The organism is Streptomyces sp. NPDC021093 (genome assembly GCF_044333135.1).
Taxonomy (GTDB): domain Bacteria; phylum Actinomycetota; class Actinomycetes; order Streptomycetales; family Streptomycetaceae; genus Streptomyces.
The window spans coordinates 19,525-33,901 of sequence record NZ_JBIRQJ010000006.1; the positions used below are offsets into that span (position 1 = coordinate 19,525).

General features: G+C 72.0%; 14 protein-coding genes and 1 pseudogene. 7 read left to right on the plus strand and 8 right to left on the minus strand.

Annotated features, from left to right (window positions below; all coding sequences use genetic code 11):
* The first annotated feature begins 106 nt into the window (after positions 1–106).
* From ACH4SP_RS19140 to ACH4SP_RS19155, 4 genes are all read left to right on the plus strand, one after another.
* Complete coding sequence (locus ACH4SP_RS19140) at positions 107–793, plus strand: class I SAM-dependent methyltransferase (protein WP_398416392.1); 687 nt, start codon at positions 107–109, stop codon at positions 791–793.
* 22 nt (positions 794–815) lie between these two features.
* Positions 816–1,841 carry an N-acetylmuramoyl-L-alanine amidase gene (locus ACH4SP_RS19145; RefSeq protein ID WP_398416395.1) on the plus strand — a complete coding sequence of 342 codons (1,026 nt, stop codon included), beginning with the start codon at positions 816–818 and terminating at the stop codon, positions 1,839–1,841.
* A 241-nt stretch (positions 1,842–2,082) separates the two neighbouring features.
* Positions 2,083–2,892 (plus strand): hypothetical protein, encoded by an 810-nt coding sequence (locus tag ACH4SP_RS19150; RefSeq protein WP_398416397.1) that lies wholly within the window; start codon positions 2,083–2,085, stop codon positions 2,890–2,892.
* Between the two features lie 200 nt (positions 2,893–3,092).
* Positions 3,093–4,100, plus strand: a complete 1,008-nt coding sequence (locus tag ACH4SP_RS19155) for an LLM class F420-dependent oxidoreductase (protein ID WP_398416399.1) — start codon at positions 3,093–3,095, stop codon at positions 4,098–4,100.
* 10 nt (positions 4,101–4,110) lie between these two features.
* Here ACH4SP_RS19155 and ACH4SP_RS19160 read toward each other — a convergent pair whose 3' ends face one another.
* Together ACH4SP_RS19160 and ACH4SP_RS19165 are read right to left on the minus strand one after the other, a co-directional pair.
* Entirely contained in the window at positions 4,111–4,902 is a 792-nt protein-coding gene (locus ACH4SP_RS19160; protein WP_398416401.1) for a maleylpyruvate isomerase N-terminal domain-containing protein, read from the minus strand.
* A gap of 187 nt (positions 4,903–5,089) precedes the next feature.
* Positions 5,090–5,584, minus strand: a pseudogene (locus ACH4SP_RS19165) (hypothetical protein); the annotation flags it as partial.
* Positions 5,585–5,846: 262 nt separating this feature from the next.
* Here ACH4SP_RS19165 and ACH4SP_RS19170 point away from each other — a divergent pair.
* Entirely contained in the window at positions 5,847–6,137 is a 291-nt protein-coding gene (locus tag ACH4SP_RS19170; RefSeq protein WP_398416403.1) for a hypothetical protein, read from the plus strand.
* Between the two features lie 51 nt (positions 6,138–6,188).
* Here the strand turns inward: ACH4SP_RS19170 and ACH4SP_RS19175 are convergent, their stop codons facing one another.
* The 3 genes from ACH4SP_RS19175 to ACH4SP_RS19185 all read right to left on the minus strand — a co-directional run bounded on the left by ACH4SP_RS19175 (position 6,189) and on the right by ACH4SP_RS19185 (position 9,502).
* Positions 6,189–7,262, minus strand: coding sequence for a prenyltransferase/squalene oxidase repeat-containing protein (locus ACH4SP_RS19175; RefSeq protein WP_398416405.1), 1,074 nt, complete (start codon positions 7,260–7,262; stop codon positions 6,189–6,191).
* Positions 7,259–8,026 (minus strand): class I SAM-dependent methyltransferase, encoded by a 768-nt coding sequence (locus tag ACH4SP_RS19180; protein ID WP_398416407.1) that lies wholly within the window; start codon positions 8,024–8,026, stop codon positions 7,259–7,261. The genes ACH4SP_RS19175 and ACH4SP_RS19180 overlap by 4 nt, the downstream gene beginning before the upstream one ends.
* Before the next feature lie 135 nt (positions 8,027–8,161).
* On the minus strand, positions 8,162–9,502 hold the full coding sequence (locus ACH4SP_RS19185; RefSeq protein WP_398416408.1) for a glycosyltransferase family 4 protein: 1,341 nt from the start codon (positions 9,500–9,502) through the stop codon (positions 8,162–8,164).
* 246 nt (positions 9,503–9,748) lie between these two features.
* Between ACH4SP_RS19185 and ACH4SP_RS19190 the strand changes: the two genes are divergently transcribed.
* Positions 9,749–10,402: a TetR family transcriptional regulator gene (locus tag ACH4SP_RS19190; RefSeq protein WP_398416409.1), complete on the plus strand. Its 654-nt coding sequence runs from the start codon at positions 9,749–9,751 to the stop codon at positions 10,400–10,402.
* Between the two features lie 52 nt (positions 10,403–10,454).
* Here ACH4SP_RS19190 and ACH4SP_RS19195 read toward each other — a convergent pair whose 3' ends face one another.
* The 3 genes from ACH4SP_RS19195 to ACH4SP_RS19205 form a co-directional block, all read right to left on the minus strand.
* A complete protein-coding gene (locus ACH4SP_RS19195) occupies positions 10,455–10,688 on the minus strand; it encodes a ferredoxin (protein ID WP_398416410.1) in 234 nt (77 codons plus the stop codon).
* A complete protein-coding gene (locus ACH4SP_RS19200; RefSeq protein ID WP_398416413.1) occupies positions 10,688–12,160 on the minus strand; it encodes an aldehyde dehydrogenase in 1,473 nt (490 codons plus the stop codon). The genes ACH4SP_RS19195 and ACH4SP_RS19200 overlap by 1 nt, the downstream gene beginning before the upstream one ends.
* A gap of 80 nt (positions 12,161–12,240) precedes the next feature.
* Entirely contained in the window at positions 12,241–12,867 is a 627-nt protein-coding gene (locus ACH4SP_RS19205; protein ID WP_398416414.1) for a hypothetical protein, read from the minus strand.
* A gap of 182 nt (positions 12,868–13,049) precedes the next feature.
* Between ACH4SP_RS19205 and ACH4SP_RS19210 the strand changes: the two genes are divergently transcribed.
* Positions 13,050–14,225, plus strand: a complete 1,176-nt coding sequence (locus tag ACH4SP_RS19210) for an MBL fold metallo-hydrolase (RefSeq protein ID WP_398416416.1) — start codon at positions 13,050–13,052, stop codon at positions 14,223–14,225.
* Positions 14,226–14,377 lie beyond the last annotated feature (152 nt).

The following is a 14,377-nucleotide window of genomic DNA, read 5'->3' on the forward strand; positions in this document are numbered from 1 at the left end:
CCGGCCGGCACCGCTCCCGGGCCCCGCACGACTCCCCCGCACCCCCGTACGGCAGCATGACCAGCCCAGACGCCCCGCCCCGCACCCCTCCGGAGGAGAACCCGCCATGCCCGCCGCACCCGCCGCACCCGTGCCCGCCACCCCCAGGCCCGCCACCCCCAGGCCCGACACCCTCACCGCCTTCGAGGCCGCCAAGGGCTTCATGCCGCTGACCGAGGGCCTCGCTCTGTACGCGGCCGCCGCCGAGGTGGCGAGCACCCTCCGGCTCCCCCTCCTCGAAGTGGGGACGTACTGCGGCCGCTCCACCCTCCTCCTCGCCGACGCCGCCCGCGAGGCCGGTGTCACGGCCGTGACCGTCGACCACCACCGCGGCAGCGAGGAGCAGCAGCCCGGGTGGGAGTACCACGACCCGACCGTGGTGGACCCGGAGCTCGGGGTCATGGACACGCTGCCCACCTTCCGCCGCACCCTCCACGGGGCCGGTCTCGAAGAGCACGTCCTGGCCCTCGTCGGCCGCTCGCCGCAGGCCGCCCGCCTCTGGGGCACCCCCCTCGCCCTCGTCTTCATCGACGGCGGCCACACCGACGAGCACGCGACCGGGGACTACGAGGGGTGGGCCCCGCATGTCGCGCCCGGCGGGCTGCTCGTCGTCCACGACGTGTTCCCCGACCCGGCCGACGGCGGCCAGGCCCCGTACCGCGTGTACCTCCGGGCCCTCGCGTCCGGCGCGTTCACCGAGGTCTCGGTGACCGACTCACTGCGCGTCCTGCGGCGTACCGGCTCGGGGATCTGAGCGCCGCGCATAGCATCGCCCTGTGTCGTACGACGGTCAGTACCCCCACGAAGATCCGCCCGGACCCGAGTTCGGGCGGACCCCGCGCCACGGCCGCGGCAACGCCCTGATCGTGGCCGCCGCCCTGGTCCCCACCTGCCTGGCGGGCTGGCTCGTCTGGCAGGCGATGAGCGGCCCCGACGGCGACGAGCCGCCGAAGGTGCTCCCGCTGCCGAGCACCTCGGCCACGAGTGCCACGGGTGCCACCAGTGCCGCGAATGCCACGAAGGGCCCGGCCGGGACCCCCACCGACGACGCCGGGCCGAGCCGGACCCCGGGCCCGAGCCGGACCCCGGCCCCCGGCGCGCCCGCCACGTCCGCTCCCCCGGCCACCGGCCCCCTCGCCGGCCGTACCGTCGTCGTCGACCCCGGCCACAATCCCGGTAATTTCCGGCACACCCGCGAAATCAATCGCCAGGTGAACATCGGCACGAACAGCAAAGAATGCGACACCACGGGTACGGCGAGCAATGCCGGTTACACCGAGGCGGAATTCACACTCGACGTGTCGCGCCGACTGAAAGCAATTCTCGAAAAGCAGGGCGCAACCGTCCAATTCACCCAGAACGCCGACCGTCCGTACGGTCCGTGCATCGACGAGCGGGCCCGTATCGGAAACGACGCGAAGGCCGACGCGGTGATCTCCGTCCATGCGGACGGCTCGTCCGCCGGTCACCGCGGCTTTCATGTGATTCTGCCCGCACGGGTGAAATCCGGGGCCGCGGACACTTCTTCGATCGTCGGCCCCTCACGCGACCTGGGGGCCCGGATCGTGGGGAATTTCGTACGGGTGACGGGTGATGCACCCGCCAACTACGTGGGTGGGAAGACCGGCTTGGTGGTGCGCAGCGACCTCGGCGGGCTCAACCTGTCGACCGTGCCGAAAGTGTTCATCGAGTGCGGGAACATGCGGGACGCGCAGGACATCGCCCTGCTGACGGACCCGTCCTGGCGACAGAAGGCGGCCCAGGGCATGGCCGACGGCATCAGCGGCTTCCTGAAGGGGTAGAACTGCCCGGCACCCGGCAGCCCGGTGCCGCGCTTGTCACCGACCGGCAACGATGGGGGCGGCCAAGCGATCGGACGATACATTCATCCGTACGATGGGGAGCCGCCCCCGAGCTTCGCACCGAGTTCTCGCGTGAACCGCGCACACCGGCACCGCGACAACCGCCCCGAAGAAGCCCTGAAGAAGACGACTGAATAAAGGACTTTACGTGAACATCCGCTCCCTCACACGAGGTGATGGCGTGGTGATCGGAGCAGCGGTGGTGCTGTTCATCGCCTCGTTCCTCAGCCTGGTCTCCGCTCCTGCGTGCAGCGGCGAGTTCTGCCCCAGGGAATCCTCCTCGACCTTCAACGCCTGGGACAGCCTCGGGCTCCTGATGAGCATGTTCCTGGCCGGCATCATCGCCGCCGCTCTGATCGTCGTGGCGCGCGGGCTGCCGACGCCGCGCAAGGTCGCCGGTCTCGAACTCGGCCAGTTCGGCGTCGCACTGGCGGTCTTCGCCGCGTGGACCGCGTTCTGGACCATCATCGACACCGGCAGCGCGGGCGCGGGCATGATCCTCGGCCTGATCGCGGCCCTGGCGCTCGCCGCCGGTGCCGTGGCCTCCCCGCTGGTCCCGGCCCTCAAGGCCCCGCTGGTGGGCGCCCCGAAGCCGGCCGTCGCGAACCCCTACGGCGCCCAGCCGGGTGCCGGCTACGGCTACCCGGGCGGCCAGCAGCAGTCGTACGGCGGTCAGCCCGCTCCCGGCGGCTACGGCTACCCCGGCGGTGCCACCCAGGACCCGCAGGCGGCCGCCCCGCAGACGCCGGCCGCCGATCAGGGCGCGCAGGCCGCTCCGGCCGCCGACGCGTCCGGCTTCGCACCGTTCTGGTTCGCGGTTCCGGTCGCGCGCCCGCTGTACCCGGAGGACGGTTCGCCGACGCCGATCGCCGAACTGGCGCCCGGCACCTGGTACTTGGCGGTGGACCAGCACGGTTCCGGCCTGGTCGCCCAGACCCAGGACGGCCGTCGCGGCCTGCTCCAGGACACCACGGGGATCCAGCGCGGCTGACCCTCCCCCGCACCACAGGCACGACCGCGGCCCCCGTCTCACCTCCGAGACGGGGGCCGCGGCCTTGTCCGGGCCCGCCCAACCGCGGCCTTGTACGGCCCACCCGGCCGCAGCCTTGTCCGGGCCCGCCCCGCGCCCGTACAGTCACGTGATCTGACGCAACATCAGATGGGTGAACCACGTCAACGGGAGGCGCCGCCATGCGACTTGGACTCGCGCTCGGCTACTGGGGGCGCGGCCCGGACCCGGGCAGCCTCGCCCTCGTGCAGGAGGCGGAGCGGCTCGGCTACGACTCGGTGTGGACGTCCGAGGCCTGGGGTTCCGATGCCTTCACACCGCTGACCTGGTACGCCGCCCACACCACCCGGATCCGCCTGGGCACCGCGATCGCACAGATGGCGGCCCGCACCCCGACCGCGACCGCGATGCACGCACTCACCCTGGACCATCTCTCCGGCGGCCGGATGCTGCTCGGCCTGGGGCTCTCGGGGCCGCAGGTGGTGGAGGGCTGGTACGGGCGACCCTTCCCGCGCAGTCCGCTGACCGCGACGCGCGAGTACGTGGACGTGGTGCGCCAAGTGCTCGCGCGCGAGGCACCCGTCGAGCTGGACGGCCGGTTCCACGCGCACCCGTACCGGGGCGAGGACTCCACCAACATCGGCAGACCGCTGAAGCCGATCACGCATCCGCTCCGCGCCGACCTGCCGATCCTGCTGGGCGCGGAGGGCCCGAAGAACATCGCGCAGACCACCCGCATCGCGGACGGCTGGCTGCCGCTGTACTGGTCACCGACGCGGCCCGACGTCTACCAACTCACCGAGCTGCCAAAGGACTTCATGGTGGCGCCGATGGTCCGCGCGCACGTCTGCGACGACGTCGCGGAAGGACTGCTGCCGGTCAAGGCGATGCTCGGGTTCTACATCGGCGGCATGGGTCACGCCACGAAGAACTTCCACGCGGACCTGATGGCGCGGATGGGGTACGCACAGGAGGCCCGCCGCATCCAGGAGCTGTTCCTCGCCGGGCGCAAGGAGGAGGCGGTGCTGGCCGTGCCGGACGCGTTCGCCGACGAGATCTCCCTGGTCGGGCCGCGCGGGCGGATCGCGGAACGGCTGGAGCTGTGGCGCAGGGGCCCGGTGACCGACCTGCTGGTCACCGCACCGGACCCGGACACCCTGCGCGTGCTCGCCGAGCTCAACCCCCAGTAGGGACCGGGGCCTACTCCCAGGCGATGTGTCCCAGCCACAGGTCGAGCAGCTCGCGGTCGCCCAGCACCTCGATCCGTCCGGCGTCCGGCGACTGGCGGCGGTAGGACACCTGGAGGAGGTCGGTCAGCGGGCCGCGCAGGGCGACGGCCGCCTTCTCGTGGCCGCGCCGCCACTGGATCGCGTCACCGGTGAGGTCGACGATCCACTCGGCGTTCAGCTCGGCGGGGGTGTCGGTGGCGTGCAGGTGGATGGTGCGGCCCGCACCGAAGAGCTCGGCCAGTCCGGGGCGCGCCTCGAAGGTCTGCGGCAGCGAGCCGATCCACATCCACTCGTCGAGGGCGTCGGCGGCGACCTCGGGGTCCACCTCGTAGTCGGCCTTGGCCGCCAGGGCGGCGTCCGCGCGGTGCACGACGGTCTCGTGGGTCATGCGGCGCGCCCAGAACTCGGTGGGCTGGCCGGGCGCCCACGCCCACACCGGCGTGTCGGGGCCCGCCTCGCGCAGGGCATCCGCGCACATCTCGGCACCCTCGGCGAACCATGCGTCGAGGGCCGCCGGGTCGTCCGTACCGGGCCCGTCCCCGTGCGGCACCGTCTCCGGCGGGACGACCTCGGTGGCCCGGGTCCTGACGGTCTCGCACACCCAGCGGTGCGCCCAGCCGGTGTGCTGGACGAGTTCGCGCAGGGTCCACTCGGGGCAGGACGGCACCATCGCGCGGAGGTCCGCGCCGGATATCGCAGTCCGCAGCCGGGTGGCCTCCTCGACGATCTGGTCGCAGTAGCGGTCAAAGGAAAGCAAGGTCATGACCGCACTCTAGACAGACGGCAGGCGCCGTGAACAGCTCAATTCGACTGCGGTGCGGTGCCGTTCAGCCGGTCGCCCGGCCGGTCTCGGGCTGCTCGGAAAGCTGCCCCGGAAGCCGTGCGGGATGCTGTCCCGGAAGCTGCCCGGAAGGCTGTGCCGGAAACTGTGCGGGAGATCCGCCCCTGGCCAGCTCGCCCGCCGACGGCACCTTGTCCGTGACCGCAGCGCCCGCTTCCTTGCCCGCGTCCTTCACTCCGCCGATGACCTTCTCGAAGAGGCCGACCTCACCGGCGCCGACAGTGCCGGCGGCGAGCTTGCTGCCGAGGCCCTTCAGCGACTCGATGCCGTCGGACAGCGGGGCGACCGCCTTGGAGAGCAGCGGGTCGCCCTTGGCGTTGTTGACCGCCGCCTTCAGCCTGTTGTACGTGAACGCGCCCGCGAGCCCGGCCTTGACGAGGGCGAACTTCCGGCCGTTCGCGCCGCTCTTGAACTTGCCCGCCCGATACGGCTTGACCACCCACTGGTACGCGGCCCCGGCCGCCAGCGACGCGTTGGCGACGAACCGCGTCTTGGCGAGCCGCTGCTTCTCGACCTCGCCGGTGGACGCCGAGGCGGTGGCGGTGCTCGTCACGTTCGCGTCCGCGGCGGCCTTGTCGTCGTCGTTGCAGGCCGCCAGCGGCATCAGCAGCGCACACGTCAGCGGCACCGCGACGAGCGCACGGCGAGCGGGAGTGGCGGTGAGCGAGCCGGACACGGAGGTACGACGGGGCACAGCGGTACGACGGGGCACAGCGGGCCTCCCGGGGCCTGAGCAACGGCAGTGACAGCAGAAGCGCCGGCAGGGACGACAGCACTCCCCCGCAGCGTCACCCGGGCCCCGGACGCCCACCACCAGGGCAGGGCCATCCGGGTTTGACGACCGTCATATCGGCAACACGTTCGGCATGTCCACACGCACGCGCACCGGAAATCCAGCCGCGACCCTGATCGCCGTCGTCGCGGACATCGCAGCCCTGATCCTCGGCCTGTGGATCCTCTTCCACCTCCTGGACGCCAACCAGGGAAACGCACTGGTCGGCTGGATCAAGGACGCCGCGCACTTCCTCGCGGGCTGGTCCTACGACCTGTTCACCTTCGACGAGGAGTGGGCGCGCGTGGTCGCGGGCTACGGACTGCCGGCCGTGGTCTACCTGTTCGTGGGGCACGCGGTCGCGGGGGCCGTCCGCCGCCACTGACGCACGCACCCCCGTACACCCACGTGCACACCCCCGTACGAGGGAGGTCGCTCAGCAGCAGCCCGGGTCGAGCCCCAGCGGCAGCCGCTCGCCGCCGAACACCGCGCAGGTCGCCTCCTCGCCGCCGAGCGCGGCCACCGCGAGCAGCAGCGAGCCCGCCGTCCAGGTGGTGAGTTCCCGCGGCCAGATCGCCCGGTCCTCGAAGACGTACCCCGTCCAGTACAGCCCGCTGCCGTCGTCCGCGCGCAGGTGCTGGATCGACTGGAGGATCTCCAGCGCCCGGTCGGACTCTCCCATCACCCAGAGCGCCAGGGCGAGTTCACAGCTCTCGCCGCCCGTCACCCACGGGTTGGGCAGCACGCAGCGCACCCCGAGGTCCGGTACGACGAAGGCGTCCCAGTGGGCCTCGACGCGCTCCTTGGCTGCGGGGCCTGTGAGGGCTCCGGCGAGGATCGGGTAGTACCAGTCCATCGAGTAGCGGTTCTTGTCGAGGAACCGCTCCGGGTGGTGCTGGATCGCGTGCCGCAGCGAGCCGACCGCCAACTCCCAGTCGGGCTGCGGCTCTTCGCGCTGTTCGGCGATGGCGAGCGCGCAGCGCAGCGCCTGGTGGATGGACGAACTCCCGGTCAGCAGCGCGTCGTTGACCGCCGCGCCGTCCTCCTCGCGCTTCCAGCCGATCTGCCCGCCGCTCTGCTGGAGCGCGAGGACGAACTCGACGGCCGCGTACACGGCCGGCCACATCCGGTCGATGAACGCGTCGTCGCCGGTGGCGACGTAGTGGTGCCAGACGCCCACGGCTATGTACGCGCAGAAGTTGGTCTCACGGGAGCGGTCGGTGGGACGGGCGTGGTCGCCGTCGTCGTACGCCGCGTACCAGGAGCCGTCCGGGTTCTGGTGCTTCACCAGCCAGTCGTACGCCCGGGCCGCCGCCTCGTGCTCGCCCGCGGCGTCGAGCGCCATGGCGGCCTCGGTGTGGTCCCACGGGTCGAGGTGGTGGCCCCTGAACCACGGGATGGCGCCGTCCGGGCGCTGCTGGGCGAGGATCCCGGCGACCGTCTCGGTCGCCTGATCAGCCGTCAGAACACCGGGCAGGACGAGGTGTTCGGTGTAGCCGGGGCTCGTCACTTGGTGCCCGTGACGGACGCGGCGGACAGGTCCGCGGACACGTCTGCGGGCAGGTGCGGCTTGGTGGCGTACGCGACGAAGCTCTTGCCGACGACCGGGTTGAGCGCCTGCTCGGCGAGCCGGGTGACCAGCGGCTTCTTCATGATGTCCCAGACGAGGAGCTTGTGGTACGCCTTCACCGGCAGCGCCTTGTCGTTGTCGACGCCGAACGCGCACTTGAGCCACCAGTACGGCGAGTGCAGCGCGTGCGCGTGGTGCGTGCCGTACGGCTTGAGGCCCGCCTCGCGCATCTTGCCGAGCAGCTCGTCCGCCTTGTAGATGCGGATGTGACCGCCCTCGACCTCGTGGTACGCGTCGGAGAGCGTCCAGCAGACCTTCTCGGGCCCGTAGCGCGGCACGGTCACCGCGATGCGCCCGCCGGGCTTCAGCACGCGCACCATCTCGGCGAGCACGCCCTTGTCGTCGGGGATGTGCTCCATGACCTCGGAGATGATCACGACGTCGAACGAGGCGTCCGGGAAGGGCAGGTTGAGCGCGTCGCCCTCCATGGCGGTCGCGCTGGCCCCCTCGGGCGCCTCCCCGGCCTCCTTCATGGCGGCGAACCACTTGGCGACCTCGCGGATCTCCTCGGCGTTCTGGTCGAGGGCCACCACCTGGGCGCCGCGCCGGTAGCACTCGAAGGCGTGCCGCCCTGCGCCGCAGCCCAGGTCGAGGACGCGGTCGCCCGGGGCGAGCGGGAAGCGGGAGAAGTCCACGGTCAGCACGGGGGCTCAGCTTTCATCCGGCGGTGGGGTTGTTCGGTGGTGGGGCGGTTCGGTGGTGGGGTCGTTCGGTGGTGGGGTCGTTCGGTGGTGTCGTTCGGCGAGGTGTGCGTCTGGGTGTCAAGCAGCTCGCGGGGCCTAGGACTTGCGGGCGGCGGCCTGCGTCGCGAGGGCTTGCCGGTAGCGCTCGGCGGTGCCGATGGCGGCCTGTGTCCAGGTGAACTTCTCCAGTACGCGGGCCCGTCCGGCCGCGCCGAGCCGGGTCCGCAGCCCGGGGTCGCCGAGGAGCCGCGACAGCTGTCCGGCGAGCGCGTCGGCGTCGCCCGGCGGCACGGCGAGGCAGGTTTCGCCGTCGGGTCCCGCGACCTCGGGGATGGCGCCGCCGGTGGTGGCGACGAGCGGCGTACCGGTGGCCATGGCCTCGGCGGCCGGCAGCGAGAAGCCCTCGTACAGGGACGGCACACAGGCGACCTGCGCGCCGCGCACGAGGTCGACCAGCTCGGCGTCGCTGATCCCCTTGACGAACTCGATGGCCCCCCGGAGCCCGAACCTCTCGATGGCCTGCGCGACGGGCCCGTCCTCGGCCCGCTTCCCGACGACGACGAGGTGGGCGTCGGGCCGCTCCGAGCGCAGCTTGGCGAGTGCCTCGACGAGGTGCACGAGTCCCTTGAGGGGGACGTCGGCGCTCGACGTGGTGACGATGCGGCCCGGCACCTCGGGCACGGACGCGTCCGGCGACCACAGCTGGGTGTCGGCCCCGATGTGCACGACGTGGACGCGGTCGCGGCGCACGCCGAGGTGCTCGACGATCTCCGCCTGCGAGGACCCGGACACGGTGAGCACGGACGGCAGCCGGCGGGCGACCCGCTTCTGCATGCGGGTGAACCCGTACCAGCGCCGTACGGAGAGTCGCTTCAGCCTGCCTTCGGCGGCGTCCAGGTCGAGCTGCCGGTCCACGGTGATGGGGTGGTGGATCGTGGTCACGAGCGGCGCGCCGAGGTCGCCGAGCAGCCCGTACCCGAGCGTCTGGTTGTCGTGCACGACGTCGAACTCGCCGCGCCTGGCGGCGAGATGGCGCTTGGCCCGCAGCGAGAAGGTCAGCGGCTCGGGGAATCCACCGGTGCGCATCGTCGCGAACTCGACGGCGTCGACCCAGTCCCGGTACTCGTCCCGCTTGGGCGTACGGAAGGGGTCGGGGCTGCGGTACAGGTCGAGGCTCGGCAGCTCGGTGAGCACGACGCCCTCGTCGAGCACGGGGTAGGGCTGGGCGCCCAGCACCTCGACGCTGTGCCCGAGCCGGGCCAGCTCCCGCGACAGGTGTCGGACGTACACGCCCTGGCCGCCGCAGAACGGGTTCCCCTTGTACGAGAGGAGCGCGATGCGCAGCGGACGGTCACCGGCGCTCGCGGCGGCGACGGCCTTGTCGGCAGCGGCGGCATCCCCGGGACGGGGGCCCGCCTGTATGGCCTCAGCGGTCACTCTCGGCCCCCTTCTTGACGCACTTCCGCCGGAGCGTAGCCGCTGGCGCTAATCTAGAACAAGTTCCAGTGTTGATCGAACACGGAGCTTTGAATCTACCGGCAGGATGCGGCGGCGTAAGGTCCGGATCAGGTGATTCGCGCCACGGCGGCACGGACCGCCCGGATACGGACTCGGCACGGACACTGCACGGACCAGGCACGGACTCGGCACGCACACGGCACGGACACGGGGGCACGGGGTCAGATGAAAGCGCAAGCCAGATCGGCCGGCGGCGGCAGCAGCCACGCCGTCACCCCGACCACCCCGCCCCTGACGGAGCGTCAAGAGGCGCGTCGGCGCCGCATTCTGCACGCCAGCGCCCAGCTCGCGAGCCGCGGCGGCTTCGACGCCGTACAGATGCGCGAGGTGGCGGAAGCAGCCGAAGTCGCCCTGGGCACCCTCTACCGCTACTTCCCGTCCAAGGTGCACCTGCTGGTCGCCACGATGCAGGACCAGCTGAGCCACATGCACACCACCCTCCGCAAGCGCCCCCCGGCCGCCACCTCCTCGTCGGAGCGCGTCGCGGAAACCCTGATGCGCGCCTTCCGCGCCCTCCAGCGCGAACCGAACCTCGCCGACGCCATGGTCCGCGCCCTGACCTTCGCCGACCGCTCGGTCAGCCCGGAGGTCGACACCGTCTCCCGGCAGACCACCGCGATCATCCTGGACGCGATGGGCCTGGACACGGACGCCCGGCGCCCCACCCCGGAGCAGCTCTCGGCGGTCCGCGTCATCGAGCACACCTGGCACTCGGCGCTGATCACCTGGCTGTCGGGGCGGGCGTCGATCGCCCAGGTCAAGATCGACATCGAGACGGTGTGCAGGCTGATCGACCTGACGGCGGAGGAGGACGACTGAGCCGTCACCCGGAGGAGAACTGAGCCGCTGACCCTCCCCTCCCCGGACTCCGTCAGTCCTCCGGTGGGAACACCACCTCGCCCGAGTCCCGCAGGGTGATCGTGATCGCTTCGACCGGACAGCCCTCCGCCGCCGCGAGGACGTCCTCGTTGGCGTCGGACTCGGCGGAGACCGGGTGGGACTGGCGGGCGGTGTCCAGCCGGAAGCCGCCGGGAGCCGTGTTGACGCACATGCCGGAGCCGATGCAGACGCCGCGGTCGACCTCCACGTGCCAGCGGTCGCCCATCAGGCGCCGCCCGCCCCGGGCTCGTAACCCGCGGGGAGGTGGATCATCTTGTGCTCCAGGTACTCGCCGTAGCCCTCGGGGCCGAATTCGCGGCCGAGGCCCGAGTTCTTGTAGCCGCCGAACGGGCCCATCATGTCCATGCTGAAGGTGTTGACGGAGTAGGTGCCGGTGCGGACCTGGCGGGCGACGTCGATGCCGTGCTCGACGTCCGCCGTCCAGACGCTGCCGCTCAGGCCGTACTCGGAGTCGTTGGCGATGCGCAGCGCGTCGGCCTCGTCCTCGTACGGGAGGAGGCAGATCACCGGGCCGAAGATCTCCTCGCGGGCGATGCGCATGGAGTTGTCGACGCCGCCGAAGAGGGTGGGCTCGACGTACCAGCCGGTCTCCTGGGACTCGGGGCGGCCGCCGCCCGCGAGGATCTTGGCGCCCTCCTCCTGGCCGATCCGGATGTAGTCGAGGGAGCGCTGCTGCTGGCGGCGGGCGACGAGGGGGCCGACCTCGGTGGCCGGGTCCATGGGGTCGCCGACCTTGAGGGCGCCCGCCGCCGCGGCGAAGGCCTCGGCGAACTCGTCGTAGCGGGCGCGGGGGGCCAGGATGCGGGTCTGGGCCACGCAGGCCTGGCCGTTGAGCATCCAGGAGAAGGGGACGAGGCCCGCGACCGTGGTCCCCAGGTCGGCGTCGGGGAGGATCACGGCGGCCGACTTGCCGCCCAGTTCCAGGGTGACCCGGGTGAGGTTGCGGGAGGCGACCTCCATGACGCGCTTTCCTGCGGCGACGGAGCCGGTGAAGGACACCTTGTCGACGTCCGGGTGGCCGACCAGGTACTCGCTGACCTCGCGGTCGGCCGGAATGATCGAGAGCACGCCCTCCGGGAGTCCCGCCTCCGCGCAGATCTCGCCGAGGATGTACGAGTCGAGGGGGGTCTCCGGCGACACCTTCAGCACGACGGTGCAGCCGGCGAGCAGGGCGGGGGCGAGCTTCGCGGCGGCCGTGAACTGCGGGACGTTCCACGGGACGACGGCCGCGACGACACCGACCGGTTCGCGGCGGATCAGGAGATTGCCCAGGACCCCGGTGCGGCTCGTCTCGAACGGAACCTCCTGCGCCACCTTGATCGCCGTGTCCCAGACCATCATCGCGGCGAGCGCCTGCATCATGATGCTCGCGGTGTACGGGGTGCCGTTCTCGGAGGTGATGACGCGGGCCAGCTCCTCGTGGCGCACGGTGATCGCGTCCTTGATGCGGGTGACGACGGCGATCCGCTCGTCCAGGGACGTGCGGGGCCAGACCCCGGAGTCGAAGGCCTTCCTGGCCGCTGCCACGGCCCGGTCCACGTCCGCCTCGCTCGCGTGCGGGACGCGGCCGATGACCTGCTCGGTGTGCGGGGAGACGACCTCGATGGAGTTCGTGCCGAGGGCGTCGGTCAACGTCCCGCCCACATAAAGCTGCTGGTGCTCCACAAGCTCGGTCATGGCTGCTGCCTCCCGCAAGTCCGGTCGCGCACAGTTGTGCTGACGTATCGTCAGCCACCTCCCTCGAACTGATACCAGTTCTAGTTCGTACGGGGAAGGGGCGCGACGCGGCCACCGAGGAGGAACGGGGCGAACGCCAGGAGGAAGCAGAGGCCGCCCAGGGCGAGGAAGTTGAGGTTCACGGCCATCAGGACCGTGCCGAGCACCAGCGCGGACACCATGAGCAGCTTGGTGCGCAGCGGAAGGGCCGCCAGTGCGGCGAGGACGATCAAGCCGAGGAAGAAGAGCGGCGGAACGACGCCGTAGACCACCGGCTCGACCCCCGGCACGGCCTTGACCTGCTGGAAGATCTCGACCATCGCGGGACGGTCGGCCGCCATGAAGCCGGCCGTCAGGTCGATCACCGCCTGCGCGGCGGTGGCGACGAGCCCCAGCATTCCCGCCGCGAGGGCCGCCGCGGCCGCCGGACGTCTCTTCGCGGGGACGGCCCGGCGCAGGTGCAGCAGCACGGGGACGAAGAGCAACACCCCTGCCAGCATGGCGAGATGACCGGCGGTCCAGCCCGCGCTCGGCACGCCGCGCTCGCTGAGGAGGCGGATGACGCCGTACGCGGCGAAGGCCACGGGACCCGCGACGAGGGTGGTGCGGGTGAGGCGGTCCGGGGCGGAACGGGCGGGGACGGGGGCTGCGTACGTCGTGTTCGTCATGCCCCGATCCTGTCCGTGTGCAGACACCCGGACCATCGGGGACAACCACGGGGCGACCCCGACAACACCCCTGAGGCGACTAGGGGTTGAGATGCCCACGATCCCTCACGCCCGATGGAACTCGTTCTAGTTATAGTGACCGCGAGGCAAGTCCCGCACCACTTCGGACAGTTGGGGGAGCCATGACGCAGAGCGAGTCCGGCACGGACGGAGCGGGCGGGGCGGACGGAGCGGGCGGGGCGGACGGAGCGGGCGGTGGGACCGGGGCGGCCGAGGCGGCACCCGGAGTGCTCGACCACGGCGGCGGCGTCTGGAGCATCAAGGTCCCGATCCCGGACAACCCGCTCGGCCACACCCTCGTACACCTGCTGGACACCGACCGGGGGCCGGTCCTCATCGACACCGGCTGGGACGACCCCGCCTCGTGGGACACCCTCACCGCCGGGCTGGCCGCCCTGGACGTACGCGTCGAGGACGTCCACGGGGTGCTGATCACCCACCACCACCCCGACCACCACGGCCTCTCCGGCCAGGTGCGGGACGCCTCCGGGGCGTGGATCGCGATGCACGCCGCCGACGCGGAGGTGGTCCGCCGCACCCGCGCCACCGAGCCGGGCGTCTGGCTCACCCACCTGACCGCCAAGCTGGCCGCCGCCGGAGCCCCCGACGACCACCTCGCCCCGCTCGTCGCGGCCCGTGACTCGGGCCGCATGCGTACGCTCCCCGGGCTGCGGGCGGCGCTGCCCGACCGGGAGATCGCCCCCGGCGAACTGCTGCCCCTGGCGGGCCGGAAGCTGCGCGCCGTATGGACTCCGGGCCACACCCCCGGCCATGTGTGCCTGCACCTGGAGGAGCGGCACCCCGGCAACCTCCCCGGCCACGGCCGCCTCTTCTCCGGCGACCACCTGCTGCCCGGGATCACCCCGCACATCGGCCTGTACGAGGACCCGGACACCGATACCCCCGCCGACCCCCTTGGCGACTACCTCGCCTCCTTGGAACGCATCGCCCGCCTCGGCGCCGCCGAGGTCCTCCCCGCCCACCAGTACGCCTTCGCCACCCCGCGCGCACGCGTCGACGAACTCCTCGCCCACCACGAGGAACGCCTCACCGGCCTGCGCACCCTCCTCGCCACTCCCCTCACCCCCTGGCAGCTCGCGGAGCGCATGGAGTGGAACAGGCCGTGGGAGCAGATCCCGTACGGGTCCCGGAACATCGCCGTCTCGGAGGCCGAGGCCCACCTGCGCCGCCTGGTGAAACTGGGACACGCGGAGCCGGTGCCGGGCAGCGACCCGGTGACGTACACGGCGGTCGCGGCGGCCTGTAGGAGAGCACGGCGGCCGCGGCGGTCCGCATGACGTACACGGCGGTCACGGCGGTCCGTATGACGTGCACGGCGGCCGCGGCCGCGTGAATGACGCGCTCGGCGGTCGCGGCGGTCCGAAAGCCTCAGGGGAGCCGGCGTGCGGCGCCGGGCCGCTCGCCCGCCCCCGGGCCGGGCCCGGTACCG

Excerpts from the sequence above, each read along its gene's own strand:
- ACH4SP_RS19140 (WP_398416392.1), top strand. The coding sequence starts at position 107 with ATGCCCGCCGCACCCGCCGCACCCGTGCCCGCCACCCCCAGGCCCGCC.
- ACH4SP_RS19155 (WP_398416399.1), top strand. The coding sequence starts at position 3,093 with ATGCGACTTGGACTCGCGCTCGGCTACTGGGGGCGCGGCCCGGACCCG.
- ACH4SP_RS19160 (WP_398416401.1), bottom strand. The coding sequence starts at position 4,902 with ATGACCTTGCTTTCCTTTGACCGCTACTGCGACCAGATCGTCGAGGAG.
- ACH4SP_RS19170 (WP_398416403.1), top strand. The coding sequence starts at position 5,847 with ATGTCCACACGCACGCGCACCGGAAATCCAGCCGCGACCCTGATCGCC.
- ACH4SP_RS19190 (WP_398416409.1), top strand. The coding sequence starts at position 9,749 with ATGAAAGCGCAAGCCAGATCGGCCGGCGGCGGCAGCAGCCACGCCGTC.
- ACH4SP_RS19195 (WP_398416410.1), bottom strand. The coding sequence starts at position 10,688 with ATGGGCGACCGCTGGCACGTGGAGGTCGACCGCGGCGTCTGCATCGGC.
- ACH4SP_RS19200 (WP_398416413.1), bottom strand. The coding sequence starts at position 12,160 with ATGACCGAGCTTGTGGAGCACCAGCAGCTTTATGTGGGCGGGACGTTG.
- ACH4SP_RS19205 (WP_398416414.1), bottom strand. The coding sequence starts at position 12,867 with ATGACGAACACGACGTACGCAGCCCCCGTCCCCGCCCGTTCCGCCCCG.
- ACH4SP_RS19210 (WP_398416416.1), top strand. The coding sequence starts at position 13,050 with ATGACGCAGAGCGAGTCCGGCACGGACGGAGCGGGCGGGGCGGACGGA.